Source organism: Domibacillus indicus, assembly GCF_000970685.1.
GTDB lineage: Bacteria > Bacillota > Bacilli > Bacillales > Domibacillaceae > Domibacillus > Domibacillus indicus.
The window spans coordinates 443,590-465,944 of the sequence record NZ_LAJB01000002.1 but is presented as its reverse complement, the minus strand read 5'-3'; the positions used below and the strand labels follow the sequence as shown (position 1 = coordinate 465,944).

Here is a 22,355-nt window from a genome sequence, read left to right as displayed (position 1 = left end):
GCCAAATTAAATCATTTCATCTTCGGGGCGTGGTGAAATTCCCGACCGGCGGTAATGGACCTGGTCCTTAAGCCCGCGAGCCGATAAGGCATGATCCGGTGTGAATCCGGAGCCGACAGTATAGTCTGGATGGGAGAAGATGAAGGTATGCCTGCGTTCAAAAAAGCAATTGCCGAACGTTTATTTATGCATGGCTTTTCTCCCCCTTATGCTCCTGCGTAAGGGGGATTTTGCTTTGTAAGCCCTGGCTGCCTTCCTTCTGAAGAGATGGATGAAAAAGAAGGAGAATGAGAAATGAAGAAAAACAGTGCACGTGTTTTAACAGCAGTGGGGCTGCTGTCAGCAATTTCTTACCTGCTGATGCTGCTTAATTTTCCAATCCCGCCGTTTCCAGGATTTTTAATGATTGATTTCAGCGATGTTCCAGCGCTCATCGCAGCGATTGCCCTGGGGCCTGCAGCCGGCATTGCCGTTGAGTTTTTAAAAAATGTCATTAATTTTATTATGACGGGTAGTCCTACCGGTGTTCCCGTTGGCCATTTAGCAAATTTTGCGGCCGGAGTTACATTTATTCTGCCTGTTTATTACGTATATAAACGCTTTGAATCAAAAAAAGCGATGCCCGCTGCCATTCTGTCCGGAGTGGTATCCATGTCGGTAATTATGAGTATACTAAATTACTTTGTTATTTTGCCGGCCTATACCCTGTTTCTTGGTTCCCCGGCAATGAGCGGGACTGAAATGCGCCAAACGATTGTAGCAGGAATTCTGCCGTTTAACCTGGTTAAAGGGATTATTGTAGGAACCGTTTTTTATATGATTTTTGCCCGTCTCGGCAGCCGGATGAAAAAACTTGCAGCCGCCGCATAACTAAAAAAACAGCTGCCTGACCAGGCAGCCGTTTTTTTATTCAAATTTTAATGCGTCCCCGTCGAACGGTTCATCCGCAATTTTGATCGAATCCGTCGGGCAGCCTTCGAATGCATCCTGCATGTCCTCTTCCAATACATCCGGAACAGCGGCTGTGCCTTCATTGTCGTCTAAGATAACGAAGGCGATGCCTTCATCATCATAGTCATAGATATCTGGGGCTGCAGCACCGCAGGCACCGCAAGCGATACATGTGTCTTTATCGACAATCGTATACTTCGCCAAGATTTAAACCTCCCATAAAGTCTGTCAGTAAGCGTATGTGAAAACACTTCTATTGTTCATTTTAAGTCCGATTAATTTACTTTTCAATAAAAAACTTCCCGCTCCCCGGATGAAAGAGCTTTCAAAACAAGGTACGGAAAAATAAAGACAGGAACGCATGTTTTGTGATAAACTAGCGCTGTATAAGAAGGGGGGATACATATGCGATGTCTTGAAGCTGTAATTGTGAATATGCTGAAAGAAGTGGAAGGGGGGCGGTCAGCTTCGTCTGTCTTTCATTTGCTGAAAGGGAAAAAGTCAGCCCAGACGATTCAGGATGCCCATTTATATAAGCTTTCGAAATGGTTTCAAACGGCTCCTTTTCTGACGATGGATACATTTGACCAGATTATTGGGCAGCTGCTCGAAGCAGGCTGCTTAACAGGAGAACGGCAGCGCTTATTTGTTACAGACAAAGGACTGGGCGAAATGGAGGCCTCATTTGACAGAACAGGGAATTTTTCCTTTTTATCAGGCTGGCGTCTGGCCGGCACCGCGCCCGTTTTTTTCAGCCGCCTTCAGCTGGCCGTCCAGGTGGTCTCTCACTTTGCTTACTCCGATCGGACATATTATCCTGTTACCCGCGATGAACAAGTGCAGCACTGGGTAAAACAGTTTTTTAAGCAGAATTCAATTGAAAAAAAAGCGATGCCGGGCCAGCTGCGGCGGGAACTGGCATATGTGCTTGAAAAGCAGCCGGAGCACCCGGACTGCCTGCTGCTCCGCTTTTCCGGGCACGGACAGACCGGCCGGACGGTGGAACAGGCAGCGGAAATGCTGCAAATGGAAGCAACGGAATATTGGTTTCGTTTTTTGAACAGCCTGCACGCAGTTATCGGCCTTTTAATGCACGGGAAGGAGCCGCTGCCGTTTTTGCGCCAGGTTTTGAGCGGTATTACCGTTTCCATTCCTTTAACAGACTCCGCCCGCAAAACGGCTGATTATTTACAGAAAGGCCTGACGGTGGAACAAATCGCAGCGGCAAGACGGCTGAAGCGGGCAACAATAGAGGATCATATTGTTGAGCTCGCTTTAAATGATCCGCACTTTTCCATTCGGCCATTTATTGACGAGGAAAAAGAAAAAGCCGTGGTAAAAGCCGGTGGAACGAGTGCAGTGCGCCAGTTAAAACCGCTGAAAGACCAGCTTCCTGATCATTCTTATTTTGAAATTCGGCTTGTTCTGGCGAAAGAAAGCAGGTGATGACTATGATAATTGACAAAATTCTACAGAAAACATTTGGTTTTTCTTCTTTTCGTCCCGGCCAGCGTGAAACAATTGAGTCGCTTTTAAATGGAAGCGATACGCTCAGCATGCTGCCGACAGGGACAGGGAAGTCGCTTTGCTACCAGCTGCCGGCTTATTTGCTAGAAGGACCGGTAATTATTGTGTCACCGCTTTTGTCGCTTATGCAGGATCAAGTCGAACAGCTGAAGCTGATGGGGGAAAAACGGGTCATCGCCCTTAATTCCTTTTTACAGTATGAAGAAAAAAACAGTGCACTTGCCCGGCTGCATCAATATAAATTTATTTTTCTATCGCCGGAAATGCTTCAGCTCCCCCATATTATGCATGCACTCCGCCGTCTTACTGTAGCGCTGTTTGTCGTGGATGAAGCCCACTGCATTTCTCAATGGGGGTATGATTTCCGTCCCGATTACCGCCTTCTTGGCCGGGCCCGAGAAATGCTTGGCAGCCCTCTGACACTTGCTTTGACAGCAACCGCCGATGAAAAAGTCCGGAGAGATATTTGTGAGAAGCTTTCCCTGGATAAAGTAAACGAATGGGTATTTTCCGTGAACCGTCCCAATATTGCAGTTGATGTGCAGGTGATTCAGGATCCGCTTGAAAAGCAGAAGCGGCTTACAGAGCTTGTGAGGGTCCTTCAAAAGCCGGGCATTGTTTACTTTTCAGGCAGAAAAGCAGCCGAAGAAGCCGTTATGCTTTTAAAAAACCGGGGGATCAAGGGAGCCGCTTTTTATCACGGAGGGATGGATGCTGGAGAACGTCTGCTGATTCAGCACCAGTTTTTAAATGGGGACCTGGATGTTGTTTGTGCGACAAGTGCCTTTGGAATGGGAATCAATAAAGAAAATGTCCGGTTTGTTCTTCACTATCATATGCCCGCGCAGATGGAAGCTTATTTACAGGAAATTGGCCGGGCAGGACGTGACGGGCAGCCATCTATTGCCGTTCTTTTGTATGTGCCGGGGGATGAAAGGCTTCATGCTTTTATTGCTGAATCGGAATTTCCTGATGAAGGACAGATCCGCCAGGCAGCGGAAGAGGGGATTCAGCCAGGCAATGTACTTCCGCCGCTTTCTGAAACTCAGGAGCGCTTTTTAACTCACTATGGCAAAGCGGCAGATGAACAGGGCAGGCCAAAATCGGCTTTTATCAATCAGGTTCGGACCACACTTTTGGCGAGAAAAGCGGAAAAACGATTACAGATGAAACGCTGGGTTGAGTCTGACGGCTGCCGTCGCGCCGCCTATATGCAGCTTTTCGGTGAGGAGCCTCATATGCAGCCGCAATGCTGTGACCGCTGCGGCTTTGACCGGGCCCTTTATAAAGCAGGCCGCCAGGACGAGGCACCGGCGGAACAGATGAACTGGAGAGAGCGCCTAAACCATCTTTTTCCAGGCCAATAACCTATTACCTAAATTGAAGATGTCGGGTATAATAGTAATTAATTTCTTCTTACGATAACAAATGGGAGGAATGATCATGAAGAAAGATCCTTATCGTGAACTGGCTGAACGCCATAAGCAGCCGCTTGAAAAAGTGAAAGAGCCTGATTTATCAGAAGATGGAGGATTGCAGAGGCCGGTCAAAGAACAAACGGAAAAACAGCGCCGCTTTCCGCTGATTACCGGACTGCTTATTTTTTTTATTGCTTCTCCTTTTTTAGCGATTTACGCTCTAAAAGAAGAAAAGCCCGTCGTAAATCAAATTGTTCATGAACAGCCGGATGCCGCCCAGGAAGAAACGGGGCAGCCGGATCAGTAAACGACAGAAGAGGAATGAAAAAGTGTATGTGGAAACAACTGATGGTAGCTGCTGCTCCAGTAGCGGCAGCCGGTTTATATATGTGGAAAGAAGCATTTCGAAATGAAGTGAAAGAAACGGTTATAGCTGATCATCGATTTCCGGAAAAAGCGCCGCTTGCGCTTTTTTTTATTTCTGATATTCATAAAAGACTCGTCCATCCGTCGGTTGTTTTAAAAGCGGCCGGCCGGGCTGATGCGGTCATTGTTGGCGGTGATTTGTGTGAAGGCGGTGTGCAGAGCAGTCGAATTCATGAAAATATTAAGCGCTTGTCGGCCATTGCACCCGTTTATTTTATTCCTGGCAACAATGATTACGAGGTTGACTTTGGGCAGTTAGCGGCCATTTTTTCAGAATGGAATGTCACTGTTTTAAAAAACCAGTCCGTTCCTTTAACAGACAGCATATACCTGCTTGGAACGGATGATTTAAGCAAAGGAAAAACCGATAAAGCTGCTCTTTTTCATGGCGTTCCATCTGCTGTATACAAAATTATTGCCAGCCACAACCCTGCTTTTATCCGGATTATTGAACCGGAAGACAGCGTGGCGGTCATGCTGAGCGGGCACACGCACGGAGGCCAGATCCGGCTGGGACGCTTTGGCTTGTATGAAAAAGGAGGCTGGAAAACAGTCAACGGCATTCATGCGCTTGTTTCAAACGGATATGGTACAACGGGTATTTCTCTCCGGCTGGGTGCGCGGGCGGAAACCCACCTGATCACGATCTGCCGGCCGCAGCAGACGATTTAGATTTTACGAGGAGCAGGGCGGCTTGTATAATAAATGTACAACATAATCCGTGAAAGGAAAGAGCTTTATGTCTGAAGGCAAATATAATATTAAAGCAGTCTCAACGCTTACTGGAATTCAGCCGGGTACGCTCCGGGCCTGGGAGAGGCGCTACAGTATTCTTGAGCCTGTGCGCAATGAAGCGGGCCACCGGCTTTATACCGATGAGCATATTCGCAAGCTGAAATGGCTGTCTGAAAAAGTGCAGCAGGGCTTCACGATCAGTCAGGCTGCCTCTCTTCTGGAACAGCACGATGAGCCCGCCCATAATTATCTGGCGGAGGCCGGACCCCGGCATGAAGCGCTGGCCGAAGAGCTGCTTCGGGCGCTTCTTCGCTTTGATGAAGCAAAAGCACAGGAATTAATCAACAAAGCGTTTGCTTTGTATACAATTGATAATGTAACCATAAATATTTTAGCCGGTCTGCTTGTGCGGATTGGAGCACTATGGGAAACGGGTGAGATTACGACTGCCCATGAGCATTTTGCCACCTCTATTTTGCGCTCGCGCATCGGCATGGTTATGCATTCTTTTCCGCATAACGGCGTGCTGCCGAAAGTGGTGGCCGTCTGCGGGCCAAATGAATGGCATGAGCTGGGCCTCCTCATTTTCACTCTTTTTGTCAGGCGCCTTGGCTATGAAGTTGTGTATTTAGGGGCGAGTTTAAAAGAAGGCGATATTTTTGTTGTAACAGAAACAGTAAAGCCGAAATTCCTATTTCTTTCCTGCACAATCCGCGAAAATTTAGAGCCGACCCTGCAATTAGCAGATGATATCAAAAAGCAATATCCTGATATCCATATCGGGATCGGCGGGGCGGCCATGAGCGGAGCTGTTCCGGAGCGTGCTCTGCAATATGTGGTTGGCAATACCCAGAATGAGTGGAAGGACTGGATGAGCAGCCGCATGTAAGCGGCAGAATTGAAAAGCACAGGCTTTTTTTCTACAATAGACCATGCAGAGAAAAAGAACGGAGCGGATGAAATGAAAACGGAAGAATGTATTATTGTCGGCGGCGGGCCATGCGGGCTGGCGGCTGCCATAGCATTAAAAGAGATCGGCAAAAATCCGCTTGTGATTGAAAAAGGAAATGTGGTAAATGCCATTTACAATTATCCAACCCACCAGACATTTTTCAGTTCAAGCGAAAAGCTGGCGATCGGCGATGTCCCGTTTATTATCGAAGAACGGAAGCCGCGGCGGAACCAGGCGCTTGTGTATTACCGTGAAGTAGTAAAACTGAAAAATCTTCGAATCAACCGGTTTGAGCAGGTGGAGCGGGTTCAAAAGCAGGAAAGCGGACTTTTTCATGTATATACCTCAAAGGGCGCTTATGAAACCCCGTATGTTATCATTGCGACCGGCTATTACGATCATCCAAATTATATGAATATTCCAGGCGAAGAATTGGATCATGTTTTTCATTATTTTAAAGAAGCCCATCCTTTCTTTGATACGGACACAGTCGTAATCGGCGGAAAAAACTCATCTGTTGATGCGGCGCTTGAGCTGCATAAAGCAGGCGCCCGGGTAACAGTCATCTACCGGGGAAGCGGCTATTCACCAAGTGTGAAACCATGGATTCTGCCAGAGTTTGATGCACTTGTCCGCAACGGTGAAATCAACATGATTTTCGATGCGGAAGTGAAAAAAATTGAACCGGGCTCTCTCACGTACGAACTGGACGGCCAGGAGGAAACCATTTCGAGTGAGTTTGTATTTGCAATGACAGGCTATCACCCGGACCACGGCTTTTTACGAAAAATGGGTGTCCATATTGATTCGGAAACAGGACGGCCCATTTACAGCGAAGAAACAAAAGAAACAAATGTAGAAAATATTTTTATTGCCGGCGTAATTGCGGCGGGCAATAATGCAAACGAAATTTTCATTGAAAACGGCCGGTTTCACGGCGGCGAAATTGCTGCTGCGATTGAGAAACGGGAAAAAGGCGGAGCATAACGCTCCGCTTTTTTATTCAAAAACGCGCTGAAGATTTTCGCCGGCTGATAGGGCGGCAATCAGCTTTAAGCGCGCTTTCTGGCCGTTTAGTTCACCTGCGAACAGGGCGCCCGCCTGCTTCAGAAAGCCTCCTCCTCCATCATATGTATAAACAGGCTGGACACTGCCACTTCCGCATCGTGAAGTGATGACAACCGGAACACCGGACTTGATGAGAGAAACAAGAGCCCGGGCAGCCTCCGGCGGTACATTCCCCCGGCCCATCGCTTCAATAATGACACCGTCGCAGGAGACGAGCTGGCTGATGAAAAAAGCATCCATGCCAGCATATGCTTTTAAAACGGGTACGCGATAATCGACGCGTTTGACAGGGAAAGGGGCTGTTTTCAATGGAATAAAGAAAAAGCGAGGCCCGTTTTTTAATACGGTTCCGATTGGTCCCCCGTCACGGCTTTGAAAGGATTCGAGGCTGCCTGTATTTGTTTTTGTCACAAGAGCGGCACTGTGAATCGTTTCGTTCATCACAACCAGCACCCCTTTTCCATGAGTTTCATCGCTGGCTGCCGTTTTCACGGCCGCGATCAAGTTAGGGAGGCCGTCCGCGCCAATTTCATTGCTTGAACGCATCGCTCCAGTCAGCACAACAGGAATGGAGGGATGGAGGGTTAAATGAAGAAAGTAAGCGGTCTCCTCCATTGTATCCGTGCCATGTGTAATTACCACTCCGTCTGCATCTGACGCTTCAATTTCTTCCTTAAGCCTAAGCATATTTTCAAGTGTCATATGAGGCGAAGGAATTTGAAAGGGCTCTTTTACTGTATAGCGGGCATCAACGCCGGGAATATCGATGACTTCCGCAATCGGGTTGGCGCCGTCAGGGGATACGCCGCCTGTTTCCGCATTTTCTTTCATCGAAATCGTGCCGCCTGTATGCAGCAGCAGGATATGTTTTTTTGACATGTTTTGGACTCCTTATTTTCATTCTTCATATCTCATGATACGATGGAAAAAACAGAAAGAAAAGAGGAAACGTGTATGGTCCCGATTCTTTCAGCGGGAATTGCACCCGGTCTTGCACTTCTGGTCTTTTTTTATTTACGCGACCGCTATGAAGCTGAACCGGTAACGACGGTAGCAAAAGCTTTTTTATATGGAGTGGTCGTTACCTTTCCGGTTATGTTTTTACAATATGTTCTTGAAGAGGAGCACATCGCCGGCAGCGGAATTTTAGATGCCTTTTTATTCACAGCTGTGCCGGAAGAATTTATCAAATGGTTCGTTTTGTATTTTCTTATCTATACACATACCCACTTTGATGAGCCTTACGATGGAATCGTTTATGCGACAAGCGTGTCACTCGGATTTGCTACAGCTGAAAATGTTCTTTATTTAGCAGCCCACGGAGTAGAATATGCGTTTATGCGGGCTCTTTTGCCAGTTTCAAGCCATGCGCTATTTGGAGCGATAATGGGCTATTATTTCAGCCGGGCCAAGTTTGGAGAAACGAATTTAGAAAAGAAAATGCTCATGTTGGCATTTCTGATTCCTTTTTTTCTGCATGGCTCGTTTGACTATATTTTGTTTATTGAGAGTGCATGGATCTATTACATGGTTCCATTTATGCTGTTTCTATGGTGGTTTGCAATGAGAAAGGTAAAAAAAGCACATATGCTGACGGACATGTATCACCGCGTGAAAATGTAAAGGAGGCTGCTCGATGGAGCGCCTCTTTTTTTCGTATAAAAAAAGGGGTTGATGACAAACTATTTGTATATTTGGATAGGATGGTGAACGAAGTTGACAAAATGGAAAAAGCAGATTGCTGTTTTTTTAACGCTTGTTCTTCTGCTTGCATCCGGGCATGCGGGTGCGTTTACAGGACAGGTTATTCAGAGAGGAGCAGAAGGAGACGATGTTATTGAACTGCAGTCAAGGCTTCAATATACCGGCTACTATCGTGACCAGATTGACGGGGTGTTTGGCTGGTCTACATATTGGGCGCTGCGAAACTTCCAGGAATCATTTGGGCTGCCCGTTGACGGCCTGGCGGGAACGGACACGAAGCGGAAGCTTGAACAGGTGTCTAAATACGATAAAGCTCATGTGAAAAGCCAGATCCGCAAAGGCAAGGGCTTCACCTACTATGGCGGCGCCGAAACTTCTGACCGATCGGTAAACTCGCCAAAAGGCTTTTCGCAAAATGATATTCAGCTTATGGCCAATGCCGTTTACGGCGAAGCGCGGGGGGAGCCGTACGAGGGACAGGTGGCCGTAGCGGCAGTTATTTTAAACCGGGTACAGAGCGAGCAATTTCCAAACAGTGTGGCGGGCGTTATTTTTGAACCAAGAGCATTCACTGCTGTAGCAGACGGACAAATCTGGCTGACGCCAAATGAAACGGCAAAAAAAGCAGTGCTGGATGCCATTAACGGCTGGGACCCGACCGGCGAAGCGCTTTATTATTTCAACCCCGACACAGCCACAAGCCCATGGATCTGGACACGGCCGCAGATTAAACAAATTGGAAAGCATATTTATTGTGAATAGGAGGGACCGGGCATGCGGACATTTTTAACTGCAGCCATGGCCGTGCTGCTTGTAGGAACGGCAGTATGGGGCTATAGCCAGTACCGGCAGAAACAAGAGTTGTTAATTGAAGCGGAAAACAGCTATCAGCAGGCGTTCCATGAGCTTGTTTATCAGGTGGATGTGATTCACGATCGGACAGGTGAAGCACTGGCGATGAATTCAAAAACAAATTTAACACCGGCATTAACAGATGTATGGCGGCTTACATCAGAAGCTCATAATGCCATCAGCCGCCTGCCGCTCGGTTTTACGCCTTTTTCAAAAACAGAAGAGTTTTTAGGCAACAGCGGGGATTTCACGCATAAAACTGCTGTCCGCGATCTTGATAAAGAGCCGCTGACAGACAAGGAGTATACCCAGCTAGAGTCTCTTTACAAGCAATCGGCGGATATTCAAAACGAACTTCGGAGTGTTCAGCTCGACGTTTTGGATAAAAATCTGCGCTGGACGGATGTAAGCCGTGCTGCTTCTGAAGGAGAAGAGCCGAGAGATAATTCTGTTATTGACGGCTTTAATTCGGTTGAGAAAAAAGCAACTGAATTTTCAGAAGCAGAAACATTCGGGCCATCACAGGTTCAAAAGTCGGTTTCGGATGATGCGCTGAAAAAGCTGTCGGGAACGGAGATTTCTAAAAAAGAAGCGGCCCAGAGAGCAAAGGATTATTTTCAGGTTGATGCTGAGGTTACCGCGGTTGAAAGCAGCTTAAAAGGCGCTGCCGTCCCGTTTTATAATGTTTCAGTTACGGGGCAAAATGGCGAAGAAGCAACAATGGACATTATGAAAAAAGGCGGCTATCCATTAACATTTGTAGTCAATAAAACGCCGGGCAAAAGCCGGATCAGCTTAAATGAAGCGTCTGAAAAAGCGTCTGCTTTCTTGAAAAAGCATGGTTTTAAAGAAATGGTGCCTACAGAGAGTGCCCAGTACGACCATACAGGCGTCTTTACTTTTACACGCAAAATAGATGATACTCTTGTTTATCCAGAGTCTGTTGTAGTCAAGGCAGCCCTCGATACAGGAGAGGTGACCGGCCTTGAAGCACAAAATTACTGGAAAAATAAAAAGGAACGGTCGATTCCTGAGCCCGCTTTATCAGAGGAGCAGGCAAAAAAAGAGCTTCATCCGAAACTGACAGTCATGGAAACGAAAAAAGCGATTGTGACCAATGAAGAAATGAAAGATGTTTTATGTTACGAATTTTTAGCTGAGAACGGAACCGCGTCTTACCGTATCTTTATCAATGCGGATAACGGGAATGAAGAGCGGATCGAAAAGCTGCAGGAAGCGGAAGGTGTATATGGTTCATAATGAGATATTGCAATCAGGCGGCCAATCCATTATAATTTTTTCCAACGAACCGCATAGGCCTTAAGGCTTACTGAGGAAAAAAGAGAGTGATAATGGATGCTGGAACCGGGTGTAACATTGACACTGGAGCCATTTGATGGAAACAGTGAAAAAGAAGAATACCGCTGCAAGGTTGTAGACAAGGATGAAGGAAAATTATTTATTGACTATCCGGTAAATATCCAGACGAATCGGACAGTCTTTCTTTTAGACGGCATGCAGCTGTCTGCCAGCTTTGTCGATCCGACTGCTTCATCGGCTGTTTTTCTTTTTCGAACAGAAGTAATAGGCCGCACGAAAAAAAATATTCCCATGCTCGCCCTGCAAGACCCCGGGAGGGACAGCTATGTGCGCGTGCAGCGAAGGAAATTTGTACGTGTTCAAAAGGCAATCGACATTGCTGTTGAGCTGGACGGAATGCCTGCTTTCTCTTCAATAACGGAAGATATCAGTGCAGGCGGCGCAGCCATTCTGCTTCCTGGCTCGGTACAGGCAGAAGGCGGAACGAAAGCAAAGCTGTACGGTGTTATTCCGTCTCAGCAGGGAGAGCCCCGTTATTTTGAAACAATGGCCGAGCTGATCCGAGTCCAGCAGGACCAAAAAAGCGGCCGGCGAACGGGTTCATTTCAATTTACGGATTTTGCTTATGCCGAACAGCAAATGCTTATGCGCTTTTGCTTTGAACAGCAGCTGCAGCTGCGCAAAAAAGGGATAGGATAATGAAGAGCCCAGAGTCTGGGTTCTTTTTTGTGTCCGTTCCAATCTGTGATAAAATGAATAAGACTTTTTGGATGAGGTGACGAGATGGACAAACAATTGCAAATTGCCATTGATGGCCCTGCGGCTGCAGGAAAAAGCACAGCTGCAAAAATTGTGGCGGCAAAGCTTTCTTATATTTATATTGATACAGGGGCGATGTACAGGGCGATCACGTATAAAGCGCTCCGAAATAACATAGATGTAGAAGACGGGGAAGCACTTGGCCGGCTGCTGAAAGAAACGGTTATTTCTCTGGAGCAGGGAGAAAATGGCCAGATGGTTCTTCTGGATGGAGAGGATGTAACAGAAGCTATCCGGACTGATCAGGTAACGAACAATGTTTCAGCTGTTGCCCGGCATAGCGAAGTTCGACGTGATATGACGAACCGGCAGCAGAAGCTGGCTCAAAAAGGCGGCGTTGTAATGGACGGCCGTGATATTGGCACCAGTGTACTGCCGGATGCCGATGTAAAGATTTTTTTGCTGGCAGGTGTAGACGAGCGGGCGAAACGGCGCCATGCTGAAAATTTGAAAAAAGGGTTTTCATCCGATTTGGAGAATTTAAAAAGAGAGATTGCTGCACGAGACAAAATGGATACGGAGCGGGCTGAGTCACCGCTTAAGAAAGCGGAGGGAGCTATCGAAATTGATACAACCTTTATGTCAATTGAAGAGGTAGCTGATGCGATTATGTCTGCAGCAAAGGTGGAGGAATAACGAATGGGGACCTTTTATTCGATTGCCAAAACAGTTGTAAAGTCCATTTTGACCCCCGCTTACCGTATTCAGATTAAGGGTCTTGAGCATTTTCCAAAAGAAGGCGGTGTTCTTCTTTGCGCAAACCATATCGATAATCTCGATCCGCCGATTGTAGGCATTACATCGGACCGCCCTGTCCGCTTTATGGGAAAAGAAGAATTGTTTAAAAAGAAGTGGATGGGGAAATTAATGAGGGAACTCAACGTTTTTCCGGTAAAACGGGGTATGAGTGACCGGGAAGCTATTCGAACTGGTTTGAAAATTTTAAAAGAAGGACAAGTTCTGGGGCTTTTTCCTGAAGGTACACGTTCAAAAACCGGAGAATTAGGGAAGGGGCTTGCCGGTGCCGGCTTTTTTGCTCTTCGCACTGAAGCGGCGGTTGTGCCCTGTGCAGTGATTGGCCCGTATAAAATCGGGCGCAGGCTGCAGGTTGTATATGGGCCGCCGATCGACATGGCGCCGCTCCGCGAGCGGAAAGCATCCGCCGAAGAAGCAACGGAGGCCATTATGGAGGCGATTGGGAAGTTGATAAAAGAGCATTCAGCCTGAGCTTCCGGCTTGACAAATCTACGTGTTTGTAAGAAGTTAGAAGTAAGAATTTTTAAAATTGACGCAGTTTTGTATTGAGGAGGATTACATATGACAGAGGATATGAATCAAGCAGAAGTGAATAACTACTCCGTTGGCGACAAGGTGCGCGCGACGGTTGTGAAAGTCGAAGAAAAGCAAGTCCAGGTGGAAATCCCGGACAGCAAGAAAGACGGCATTATTCCCATCAGTGAACTGTCAAGCCTTCACGTAGAAAAAGCATCTGACGTCGTCAAAGAAGGCGATGAGCTTGAACTGCTCGTTACAAAAGAAGAAGATGATCTTTATGTTTTATCAAAACGAAAAGCGGATGCAGAAACGGCATGGGAAGACATGCAGAAACGTTTCGAAGAAGGAACTATTTTTGAAGCGGAGATTAAAGAAGTCGTGAAAGGCGGCCTCGTTGTTGATCTTGGCATTCGCGGATTTATTCCAGCTTCTCTCGTTGAAGATCATTTCGTTGAAGACTTCGAAGATTATAAAGGCCGTGTTATGAAGCTTAAAATCGTTGAGCTTGAACAAGATAAAAACCGGCTGATTTTATCACACCGGGCGGTCTTAGATATTGAAAAAGCTGAAAACAAGCAAAAAGTGCTGGAAGATATCCAGGCGGGTGACGTGATCGACGGCAAGGTGCAGCGTCTCACTGACTTTGGCGCCTTTGTTGATATTGGCGGTGTCGACGGCCTTGTCCACATCTCCCAGCTTTCACATGAGCATGTGGAAAAACCGTCTGATGTATTAACAGAAGGACAGGAAGTGAAAGTGAAAGTCCTTTCTATTGACCGCGACAGTGAGCGAATTTCATTATCTATTAAAGAAACGCTTCCGGGGCCATGGGAAAACATTGCCGAACGGGCTCCAATTGGCTCTGAACATGAAGGAACTGTAAAACGCCTTGTTTCATACGGTGCTTTCGTTGAAGTATTCCCGGGTGTCGAAGGACTGGTTCACATTTCCCAGATCTCAAACCGTCACATCGGTACGCCTCATGAAGTGCTGGAAGAAGGGCAGGAGGTCCAGGTGAAAGTGCTTGATGCCAATGAGCAGGAGCATCGCCTGTCGCTTAGTATGAAATCATTTGAAGAGCAGGAGCCGGAAGAAGAAATTGATTCATATGAACTTCCTGAAGAAAGCTCTGGCTTCCAGATTGGCGATATTTTAGGCGACCAGTTAAAAGACTTAAAATAAGACGGTGATGACAACTTGAGCAGAGCGGAACGAAAAATCGACCATATTCATTATGCCTTGTCGACGGGACAAAGCGGGCGGACTGGCCTGGATCACATTCAGTTCATTCACCGCAGCCTCCCGGGTTCCTCTGTCACAGATATATCGCTCTCAGCAAAAATCGGCGAACTTCAATGGAGTTCGCCGATTTTTGTGAATGCGATGACAGGCGGAGGCGGGCAGACAACGGCAGATATTAATACACAATTAGCCGAAGTGGCAGCCGCCTGTGAGCTTCCGATGGCGGTAGGTTCTCAAATGTCGGCTGTTCGCCACCCGGAAGAACGCTTAACCTTTCGGGCGGCACGAAAAGCAAATCCAAGAGGGATTATGATGGCCAATATCGGATCTGAAGCGACAGTAGATGAAGCAATAGCGGTGTGCGACATGATTGAGGCGGATGTGCTGCAGATTCATTTAAACGTGATCCAGGAGCTGGCTATGCCGGAAGGAGACCGTGATTTTCGCGGTGCCATTGACCGGATTGCGGCTATTTGTGAACAGGTGGGTGTACCGATTATTGTAAAGGAAACCGGGTTTGGGATCGGCCTTGAAACAGCAAAGCTTTTAAATGAGCTTCCGTTAGCCGCTATTGATACAGCTGGGTTTGGCGGCACCAATTTTGCGGCGGTCGAAAATGAACGTTCCGCCCGACCGATGGCTTTTTTCAATAATTGGGGAATTCCAACAGCTGTATCGATTGTGGAAACGGCTGCGGGCGCACCGGCCAAAACCGTTATTGCCTCGGGCGGCCTTCAGCATGCGGAGGATGTGGTGAAGTCGCTTGCTCTTGGAGCTTCTGCGGCGGGCTTGTCGGGCTTTCTCCTTAACATTCTGCTGACGGGCGGACAGGAAGCCCTTATTGATCATATTAACGGGCTGAAAATGGACATGAAAATGATGATGTGTGCACTTGGCGCCAGAACCATCGGCCATCTTCACCAGACACCGCTGATGATTTATGGGGAAACGGAGCACTGGCTGCGTGTACGGGGGCTTGAGCCCGGCCGATTTGCGCTTCGGACGCCGGCGCCATTTGATTCGTAATGGAAATATGCTAAAATAAGATGTTGATTGAACCCCTTCTCACGGCAGAAGGGTTTTCTTTTGAACAAAAAAAGAAATGAGCAATATAAAAGCAAGAACCAATGAAGGGAAAGATGAAATGATGAAACGGACAGTTGCGATTGTTGGAAGGCCGAATGTCGGCAAATCAACGATTTTTAACCGGATTGCCGGCGAACGTATTTCAATTGTCGAGGATGTGCCGGGTGTAACACGCGACCGTATTTACAGCTCCGGCGAATGGCTGACACATGAATTTAATTTAATTGATACAGGCGGCATTGACCTGAGGGATGAGCCTTTTCTAGAACAAATCCGCCAGCAGGCGGAAATCGCGATTGACGAAGCCGACGTTATTATTTTTATTGTCAATGGCCGTGAAGGTGTGACATCGGCTGATGAGGAAGTAGCCAAGATTCTGTACCGGTCGAAAAAGCCGGTGGTCCTTGGCGTCAATAAAGTAGACAATCCAGATATGCGTGCGGATATTTATGATTTTTATTCGCTTGGTTTTGGAGAAATTTATCCGATCTCAGGCGCTCACGGGATCGGTCTTGGCGATCTGCTTGATGAAGTGGTCTCCCATTTTCCAAAGGGGGAAGACAAGGAATATGACGATGATGTCATTAAATTTTCATTAATCGGCCGTCCAAATGTAGGGAAATCATCGCTTACGAATGCGCTGCTTGGCGAAGACCGTGTTATTGTCAGTGACATTGCTGGAACTACACGGGATGCGGTTGACTCCCCGTATACGTATAACGGCCAGAAATATGTCATTATTGACACGGCCGGCATGCGCAAACGCGGCAAGGTATATGAAACGACGGAAAAGTACAGCGTGCTTCGGGCTATGAGAGCGATTGAGCGGTCCGATGTTGTGCTGGTCGTTTTAAACGCTGAAGAAGGCATCCGGGAACAGGATAAGCATATTGCAGGCTACGCCCACGAAGCAGGCCGCGCAGTCGTGATTGTCGTGAATAAATGGGATGCGGTCGAAAAAAATGAAAAAACAATGGGTGAGTTTGAAGAAAACATCCGCAGCCATTTTCAGTTTTTAGACTACGCACCAATTGTCTTTCTTTCCGCGCTGACAAAAAAACGCATTCATACATTGATGCCGTACATTGACCGGGCTAGTGAAAGCCATTCGATGCGTGTTCAATCGAGCGTGTTAAATGACGTTATTACAGATGCTGTTGCGATGAATCCGGCTCCTGCAGACAAAGGAAAACGCCTGCGCGTTTATTATGCAACACAGGTATCGGTCAAGCCGCCGACTTTTGTTGTGTTTGTCAACGAACCGGAGCTCATGCACTTTTCATATCTTCGCTTTCTTGAAAACCGCATTCGAGATGCGTTTTCCTTTGAAGGAACGCCGATTCACATTATTGCGCGCGCAAGAAAATAAGGAAGAAAGGCTGGAATTTGCATGACAGAAAAAATCGCAGTGCTTGGGGCAGGAAGCTGGGGCACGGCCCTGGCGCTTGTGCTTGCCGATAATGGCCACAACGTATATATGTGGGCGAAAAATAAGATGCGAATGGATGAGTTAAACGAGAACCATACAAACAGCCGGTATCTGCCGGATATTTCACTGCCGGCGAATATAAAAGGCACAACGTCGCTCGCGGAAGCGCTGGAAGAGGTGGACACGGTTGTACTGGCTGTACCGACAAAAGCAATTCGGGAGGTGGCGCAGCAGATTGTGAAAGCAGCCCGGATGCCGGTGACGGTTGTTCATGTATCAAAAGGAATCGAGCCTGACTCGCTGCTGCGGATTTCAGAAATGATTGAGCAGGAAATGCCAGAGACGGTTTTAAAAAACGTGGTGGTGCTGTCCGGTCCTTCCCACGCGGAGGAAGTAAGCCTGCGCCATCCCACGACCGTTACCGTTTCATCCAGGTCGGCGGAAGCGGCTCAGAAAACACAGGACCTGTTTATGAACCAGCATTTTCGTGTTTACACGAATCCCGACCTGATCGGGGTTGAAATTGGAGGCGCTTTGAAAAATATTATCGCCCTGGCTGCCGGAATTTCCGACGGCCTCGGCTATGGCGATAATGCAAAAGCAGCGCTGATTACACGCGGACTGGCTGAAATCGCCCGCCTCGGAACCAAAATGGGAGCGAATCCGCTTACCTTCTCGGGGCTTGCTGGTATCGGCGACTTGATTGTAACATGTACAAGCGTTCATTCAAGAAACTGGCGTGCCGGTAACATGCTCGGCCAGGGAAAAAAGCTTGAAGAAGTGCTCGATAGCATGGGAATGGTCGTAGAAGGAGTGCGGACCACGAAAGCAGGGCACCAGCTTTCCGAAAAATATGGTGTTCAAATGCCGATTACAAATGCCCTTTATCATATTTTATTTAAGCAGCAGGACCCGAAAAAAGCAGTTGATGATTTGATGGCCCGTGTGAAAAAACACGAGCTGGAAGATTTGATAAATATTTTAGATACAAAGCTGGATTAACGGAAAGGACGAATGCCCATGTCACCATCTATGCTGAAAATGTGGATTTCGTTTGCTGGAATGGGACTGATGATTGTCTCTATTTTTTCAATTTATGTAAGCCGTTATAAGTTTAGCAATAAAATCTTAAAGGGAATAACAGCGCTGGTTGCATACCTTTGCATGATTGCAGGCGGACTAATTGTGGCGTTTGTTGTTTTAAGCGGCCCGACCCGTTAGGGCAAAGAGGTGAAGAACAATATGATCAAAAGAAAAACCGGAATGTTTTTTTCGATGCTTCTGCTTTCACTTTTGCTTGGAGGCTGTTTGTATCCAGAAGAAGATTTGGCCCAGAATGAAGTTCCTTATGAAGCCCAGCTCCAGTCTGTTCAGTCTGCTGTAGAGCAGTTTCAAGCGGAAGAAGACGGCATTTTGCCGATTAAAACAAAAGAAGATGACCCCGATATTTATGAGAAGTATCCGATCGACTTCAGCAAAATAGTGCCGCGCTTTATGGCGGAGTCTCCGGGAAATGCATTTGAAAGCGGGGGCATCTATCAGTATGTCTTAGTTGATGTTGAAACGAAGCCGACAGTTAAGCTGATTGATTTGCGTCTGGCTGAGCAGATTCGCAGCGTAAACATTCGCCTGATTGCCCATGAATACCCGCCATTTAAAGAAGAGCTGGCTGACAATGTTTATTCATTGGATTACAAAGAGCTCGGCTATGAAAGCGAGCCATATGTGACCAGTCCGTATTCGGGCAGACAGCTTCCGCTCGTGATCAGCGGTGATAGAACTTTATATATTGATTATGCAGCTGACTTGTATGCGGAGCTGCAGAAAATGGACAACCTTCCCGCACCCGGTGAAGACATCCGCTCCTTGCTCGTTGAGTCTTCTCCGTTTGTGCCGGCTTTCTCGCTCCCTTATACAGTAGATAAACAGGGAGAACCAATACTCATGCAAAAAAAGAAGCCTGAATAACATTGCAGGCTTCTTTTTTGCATATAGTTAAACTGTAGCTCATACACTGTATGGCAGGCGGCGGACGAGCCGTTTAAAACGGGAGGGGGCTGCTGATGGAAAATACAGAAGTCATTAAGGATATTGCCGAGCGGACGGAAGGCGATATTTATTTAGGCGTTGTGGGGGCCGTCAGAACGGGGAAATCAACGTTTATAAAGCGGTTTATGGAGCTTTTGGTGCTGCCGAATATGGACAGTGAATCGGAGCGCCGGCGGGCCCAGGATGAACTGCCGCAGAGCGCAGCGGGCAGAACGATTATGACAACTGAGCCGAAATTTGTCCCAAGCAGGGCAGCCGCCGTACAGGCAGGCGGTGTGCTGGTAAACATTCGGCTTGTCGATTGTGTTGGCTATGTTGTGCCAGAAGCGAAAGGATATGAAGACGAGCATGGGCCGCGAATGATCCAGACGCCCTGGCATGATGAGCCAATTCCATTTGATGAAGCGGCAGATATCGGGACGCGGAAAGTCATTGAAGAGCATTCGACGATTGGAGTCGTTGTCACAACGGACGGCTCATTTGGCGAAATGCGGAGAAACTCCTACGTAGAAGCTGAAGAAAAAGCTGTAAACGGACTGAAAGAAGTCGGTAAGCCGTTTATTTTGATTATTAATTCCGCCCGCCCGGAGCACACGGAAACGATGCTGCTTCAGCAGGAACTCGCCGAAAAGTATGATATACCTGTGCTGGCGATGTCGGTTGAATCGATGACAGAAGCAAATGTACTTCACGTCCTGCAGGAAGCATTGTTTGAATTTCCTGTTCATGAGGTAAATGTGCATCTTCCTTCATGGATTATGGCACTTGATGAGTCCCACTGGCTGCGTGATAAATACAATGAAATGGTGAAAGAAACGGTCAAAGATATTAAAAGGCTGCGGGATGTGAACCGCGTCGTTGACCAATTCGGCGGCGGTGAATACATTGAATCTGCCGTTTTAACGGGAATGGATATGGGGCAGGGCATTGCCGAAATTAATGTCCAGGCGCCGGACGGCCTTTATGAAACGATCGTCAATGAAATTATTGGAGAGCCGTTGCGCGGAAAAGAGCACCTGCTTGAAATTATGCAGCATTATGCCCGCATTAAAGAAGAATACGAGCAGGTAGAGGAAGCGCTTAAAATGGTGAAGCAGACTGGATACGGTGTTGCTGTTCCGTCCATAAGCGAAATGCGTTTAGAGGAGCCGGAAATCATTCGCCACGGATCGCGCTATGGTGTTCGTATGAAGGCGGTAGCGCCATCTATTCATATGATTCAAGTAGATATTGAGTCCGAATTTTCGCCAATTATCGGTTCTGAGAAGCAAAGTGAAGAGCTCGTTCATCATGTAATGAAAGATTTTGAAGATGATCCGCTGTCCGTCTGGAACAGTGACATTTTCGGACGCAATTTAAGCACAATTGTCCGGGACGGCATCCAGTCAAAAGTATCCCTGATGCCTGACCATGCCCGCAGCAAATTAAAAGATACACTGGAGAAAATCATTAACCAGGGATCAGGCGGTATGATTGCGATTTTGCTATAAAAAGCGGCTCAGACTCTCAAAATGGGAGTCTTTTTTCGGTTGAAACGGCGAAAATGCCCAATTAAGATGGATTCTGCTTGATATGACCGAACACATGTGATAATCTTTTAACAGAATTACGGTAAAACATTGATATAACAATGTTTATCGGGTCTCATGCGGGAGGAGGTGAATGGCATGAACAAAACTGATTTGATCAACGAGGTTGCAGAAACAGCGGAACTTTCCAAAAAAGATGCAACGAAAGCAGTTGACGCTCTTTTCGATGCCATCCAAGATACATTGGCAAAAGGCGACAAAGTACAATTGATCGGTTTCGGAAACTTTGAAGTTCGCGAACGTTCAGCACGTAAAGGACGCAATCCGCAAACTGGAGAAGAAATCGAAATCGCTGCAAGCAAGGTACCGGCGTTTAAACCGGGCAAAGCATTGAAAGATGCAGTGAAATAAGTACATAGCCTAATCCGGCTAAAGCAGGACTGCCCATTGGGCAGTCTTTTTTTGAATATTTCTTTTTGCCGGGTTCGTGCCGGTATGCTAAGATGAAGTGCAGTACAAATACTAAATATACAATGACATATACAGGAGTGAGAGAAGATGGAGAAAGTAAATCATGCCAAAATTGAGGAGGCAGTGCGCCTGATTTTAGAAGCAGTAGGCGAAAATCCCGACCGGGACGGCCTTTTAGATACACCAAAACGCGTAGCAAAAATGTATGAAGAAGTTTTTTCGGGACTTCACACAGATCCAAAACTTTATTTTGAAACAGTATTCGAAGAACAATACGAAGAGCTTGTACTTGTGAAAGATATTCCATTTTATTCTATGTGTGAACATCACCTTGTTCCATTTTTCGGCCATGCGCATGTAGCGTATTTGCCAAAAGGCGGAAAAGTTACAGGGCTGAGCAAGCTGGCACGTGCTGTAGAATCGGTTGCCCGCCGTCCGCAGCTGCAGGAGCGCATAACAAGTGATGTAGCAAATGCGATTATGGAAATGCTTCAGCCGCATGGAGTAATGGTAATCGTTGAAGCGGAGCATATGTGCATGGCCATGCGCGGCGTGAAAAAACCGGGCGCGAAAACGGTCACGACTGCTGCGCGCGGAATCTATGAAAACAATTCCCAGCTGCGGACAGAACTGCTTTCGCTCATTCGTTCGTCATAAAAAGTGGAGTATGATATACTAAACATACACAGGAAGGATAGAACGGAGCAAACTATTGAAATGATTCACGAGCGAGGGGTTTTCACAATGAAGGAGTGGCAGGAGGAGCAGAAAGCGCTGAATGAAGAGATAAGCCGGGTGTGCAGGCAACCGTTTTTGGATAAGGTGATTGGCCCGCCATCCGTCAACCCGCTTCGAACAGCCGCTTTAATGCTGGCCTTTACAGACGAAGATAGAAAACAAGCGCGTGTTCAAAAGCAAATAGCTGCTGCTGTCTTGATTCAGCTGGCTATGGACACGCATGATTTAATCCCGTCAGTAACAGAAGAGATGACGCAGGAACACCAGCTGATTGTTCTGGCTGGAGACTTCTTCAGCGGCATGTACTACCGGACGCTTGCCGAAGCCGGATCTATTCATTGGGTAGAGATCCTGGCGGATGCCGTTAAAAAAGTAAATGAAGCGAAAACGTCTCTCCACCGTCATCAGCTCCATTCAAAAGAAGCGGTTTTCGGAGCGGTGCAAACGATTGAAGGAGATATTATTGGCGCGGTGTATAAAGAGAATAAAGCGGATAAAACCGTGTGGCATGCTATCCAGCAGCTTTTGGCAGCCGACCGGCTTCTTCAGGAAAAAGAGAAGCCGTTTATCGCCTTCGATGCGCTGGCCCGGGTGCTTGGAACAAACGAGCAGGCCGCTGGCGCACTAAAGCATCAGCTTGAACAAATACGCTTGACGATAAATACATGCATTCAAAACATGGATGAACGCAGCGCGTCTGTTGTTCGGGCGGAGCGGGACCGTCTTTTCAGCGTGCCGCTTCGATTTGTGGAAGAAGGGTGAAC

The 22,355-nt window shown here is 47.2% G+C and carries 25 protein-coding genes and 1 riboswitch; of the genes, 23 read left to right on the top strand and 2 right to left on the bottom strand.

Going from position 1 to position 22,355, the window contains the following annotated elements; all coding sequences use genetic code 11:
- The first annotated feature begins 14 nt into the window (after positions 1–14).
- Positions 15–145: riboswitch (FMN riboswitch) on the top strand.
- Between the two features lie 149 nt (positions 146–294).
- Complete coding sequence (locus VP98_RS02700; RefSeq protein WP_046173746.1) at positions 295–870, top strand: ECF transporter S component; 576 nt, start codon at positions 295–297, stop codon at positions 868–870.
- Between the two features lie 36 nt (positions 871–906).
- Here VP98_RS02700 and VP98_RS02695 read toward each other — a convergent pair whose 3' ends face one another.
- Positions 907–1,155: a ferredoxin gene (locus tag VP98_RS02695; RefSeq protein WP_046173745.1), complete on the bottom strand. Its 249-nt coding sequence runs from the start codon at positions 1,153–1,155 to the stop codon at positions 907–909.
- A gap of 201 nt (positions 1,156–1,356) precedes the next feature.
- On the opposite strand from VP98_RS02695, the gene VP98_RS02690 reads away from it, so the two are divergent.
- The 6 genes from VP98_RS02690 to VP98_RS02665 all read left to right on the top strand — a co-directional run bounded on the left by VP98_RS02690 (position 1,357) and on the right by VP98_RS02665 (position 6,996).
- Entirely contained in the window at positions 1,357–2,397 is a 1,041-nt protein-coding gene (locus tag VP98_RS02690; protein WP_046173744.1) for a helix-turn-helix domain-containing protein, read from the top strand.
- A 5-nt stretch (positions 2,398–2,402) separates the two neighbouring features.
- Positions 2,403–3,845 carry a RecQ family ATP-dependent DNA helicase gene (locus VP98_RS02685; RefSeq protein ID WP_046173743.1) on the top strand — a complete coding sequence of 481 codons (1,443 nt, stop codon included), beginning with the start codon at positions 2,403–2,405 and terminating at the stop codon, positions 3,843–3,845.
- 76 nt (positions 3,846–3,921) lie between these two features.
- Positions 3,922–4,203, top strand: coding sequence for a hypothetical protein (locus VP98_RS02680; RefSeq protein WP_046173742.1), 282 nt, complete (start codon positions 3,922–3,924; stop codon positions 4,201–4,203).
- A 26-nt stretch (positions 4,204–4,229) separates the two neighbouring features.
- On the top strand, positions 4,230–4,994 hold the full coding sequence (locus VP98_RS02675) for a metallophosphoesterase (protein ID WP_046173741.1): 765 nt from the start codon (positions 4,230–4,232) through the stop codon (positions 4,992–4,994).
- Positions 4,995–5,061: 67 nt separating this feature from the next.
- Entirely contained in the window at positions 5,062–5,946 is an 885-nt protein-coding gene (locus VP98_RS02670; protein WP_046173740.1) for a MerR family transcriptional regulator, read from the top strand.
- Positions 5,947–6,018: 72 nt separating this feature from the next.
- Positions 6,019–6,996 (top strand): YpdA family putative bacillithiol disulfide reductase, encoded by a 978-nt coding sequence (locus VP98_RS02665; RefSeq protein ID WP_046174125.1) that lies wholly within the window; start codon positions 6,019–6,021, stop codon positions 6,994–6,996.
- A 12-nt stretch (positions 6,997–7,008) separates the two neighbouring features.
- Here VP98_RS02665 and VP98_RS02660 read toward each other — a convergent pair whose 3' ends face one another.
- Complete coding sequence (locus VP98_RS02660) at positions 7,009–7,956, bottom strand: asparaginase (RefSeq protein WP_046173739.1); 948 nt, start codon at positions 7,954–7,956, stop codon at positions 7,009–7,011.
- Between the two features lie 75 nt (positions 7,957–8,031).
- Between VP98_RS02660 and prsW the strand changes: the two genes are divergently transcribed.
- From prsW to VP98_RS02580, 16 genes are all read left to right on the top strand, one after another.
- Entirely contained in the window at positions 8,032–8,700 is a 669-nt protein-coding gene (gene prsW, locus VP98_RS02655; protein WP_046173738.1) for a glutamic-type intramembrane protease PrsW, read from the top strand.
- A gap of 93 nt (positions 8,701–8,793) precedes the next feature.
- Positions 8,794–9,543: a spore cortex-lytic enzyme gene (gene sleB, locus VP98_RS02650; protein WP_046173737.1), complete on the top strand. Its 750-nt coding sequence runs from the start codon at positions 8,794–8,796 to the stop codon at positions 9,541–9,543.
- 12 nt (positions 9,544–9,555) lie between these two features.
- Positions 9,556–10,893 (top strand): germination protein YpeB, encoded by a 1,338-nt coding sequence (gene ypeB / locus VP98_RS02645; RefSeq protein WP_046173736.1) that lies wholly within the window; start codon positions 9,556–9,558, stop codon positions 10,891–10,893.
- A gap of 96 nt (positions 10,894–10,989) precedes the next feature.
- Positions 10,990–11,652 (top strand): flagellar brake protein, encoded by a 663-nt coding sequence (locus VP98_RS02640; RefSeq protein WP_046173735.1) that lies wholly within the window; start codon positions 10,990–10,992, stop codon positions 11,650–11,652.
- An 84-nt stretch (positions 11,653–11,736) separates the two neighbouring features.
- Positions 11,737–12,408: a (d)CMP kinase gene (gene cmk / locus VP98_RS02635; protein WP_046173734.1), complete on the top strand. Its 672-nt coding sequence runs from the start codon at positions 11,737–11,739 to the stop codon at positions 12,406–12,408.
- A 3-nt stretch (positions 12,409–12,411) separates the two neighbouring features.
- On the top strand, positions 12,412–12,999 hold the full coding sequence (locus tag VP98_RS02630; protein WP_046173733.1) for a lysophospholipid acyltransferase family protein: 588 nt from the start codon (positions 12,412–12,414) through the stop codon (positions 12,997–12,999).
- Positions 13,000–13,089: 90 nt separating this feature from the next.
- The gene (gene rpsA / locus VP98_RS02625) at positions 13,090–14,229 is read left to right on the top strand and encodes a 30S ribosomal protein S1 (RefSeq protein ID WP_046173732.1); all 1,140 of its coding nucleotides are present in this window, start codon (positions 13,090–13,092) and stop codon (positions 14,227–14,229) included.
- Between the two features lie 15 nt (positions 14,230–14,244).
- Complete coding sequence (fni, locus tag VP98_RS02620; RefSeq protein WP_046173731.1) at positions 14,245–15,315, top strand: type 2 isopentenyl-diphosphate Delta-isomerase; 1,071 nt, start codon at positions 14,245–14,247, stop codon at positions 15,313–15,315.
- Between the two features lie 118 nt (positions 15,316–15,433).
- On the top strand, positions 15,434–16,744 hold the full coding sequence (gene der / locus VP98_RS02615) for a ribosome biogenesis GTPase Der (RefSeq protein ID WP_046174124.1): 1,311 nt from the start codon (positions 15,434–15,436) through the stop codon (positions 16,742–16,744).
- Positions 16,745–16,765: 21 nt separating this feature from the next.
- A complete protein-coding gene (locus tag VP98_RS02610; RefSeq protein ID WP_046173730.1) occupies positions 16,766–17,806 on the top strand; it encodes an NAD(P)H-dependent glycerol-3-phosphate dehydrogenase in 1,041 nt (346 codons plus the stop codon).
- Positions 17,807–17,824: 18 nt separating this feature from the next.
- On the top strand, positions 17,825–18,025 hold the full coding sequence (locus VP98_RS02605) for a DUF2768 domain-containing protein (RefSeq protein ID WP_046173729.1): 201 nt from the start codon (positions 17,825–17,827) through the stop codon (positions 18,023–18,025).
- 21 nt (positions 18,026–18,046) lie between these two features.
- Positions 18,047–18,772: a hypothetical protein gene (locus tag VP98_RS02600; protein ID WP_197076539.1), complete on the top strand. Its 726-nt coding sequence runs from the start codon at positions 18,047–18,049 to the stop codon at positions 18,770–18,772.
- Positions 18,773–18,867: 95 nt separating this feature from the next.
- On the top strand, positions 18,868–20,343 hold the full coding sequence (spoIVA, locus tag VP98_RS02595; RefSeq protein WP_046173728.1) for a stage IV sporulation protein A: 1,476 nt from the start codon (positions 18,868–18,870) through the stop codon (positions 20,341–20,343).
- Between the two features lie 177 nt (positions 20,344–20,520).
- Entirely contained in the window at positions 20,521–20,793 is a 273-nt protein-coding gene (locus VP98_RS02590; protein ID WP_046173727.1) for an HU family DNA-binding protein, read from the top strand.
- 147 nt (positions 20,794–20,940) lie between these two features.
- The gene (gene folE, locus VP98_RS02585) at positions 20,941–21,510 is read left to right on the top strand and encodes a GTP cyclohydrolase I FolE (RefSeq protein WP_046173726.1); all 570 of its coding nucleotides are present in this window, start codon (positions 20,941–20,943) and stop codon (positions 21,508–21,510) included.
- Between the two features lie 87 nt (positions 21,511–21,597).
- The gene (locus tag VP98_RS02580) at positions 21,598–22,353 is read left to right on the top strand and encodes a heptaprenyl diphosphate synthase component 1 (protein WP_046173725.1); all 756 of its coding nucleotides are present in this window, start codon (positions 21,598–21,600) and stop codon (positions 22,351–22,353) included.
- Positions 22,354–22,355: the final 2 nt, after the last annotated feature.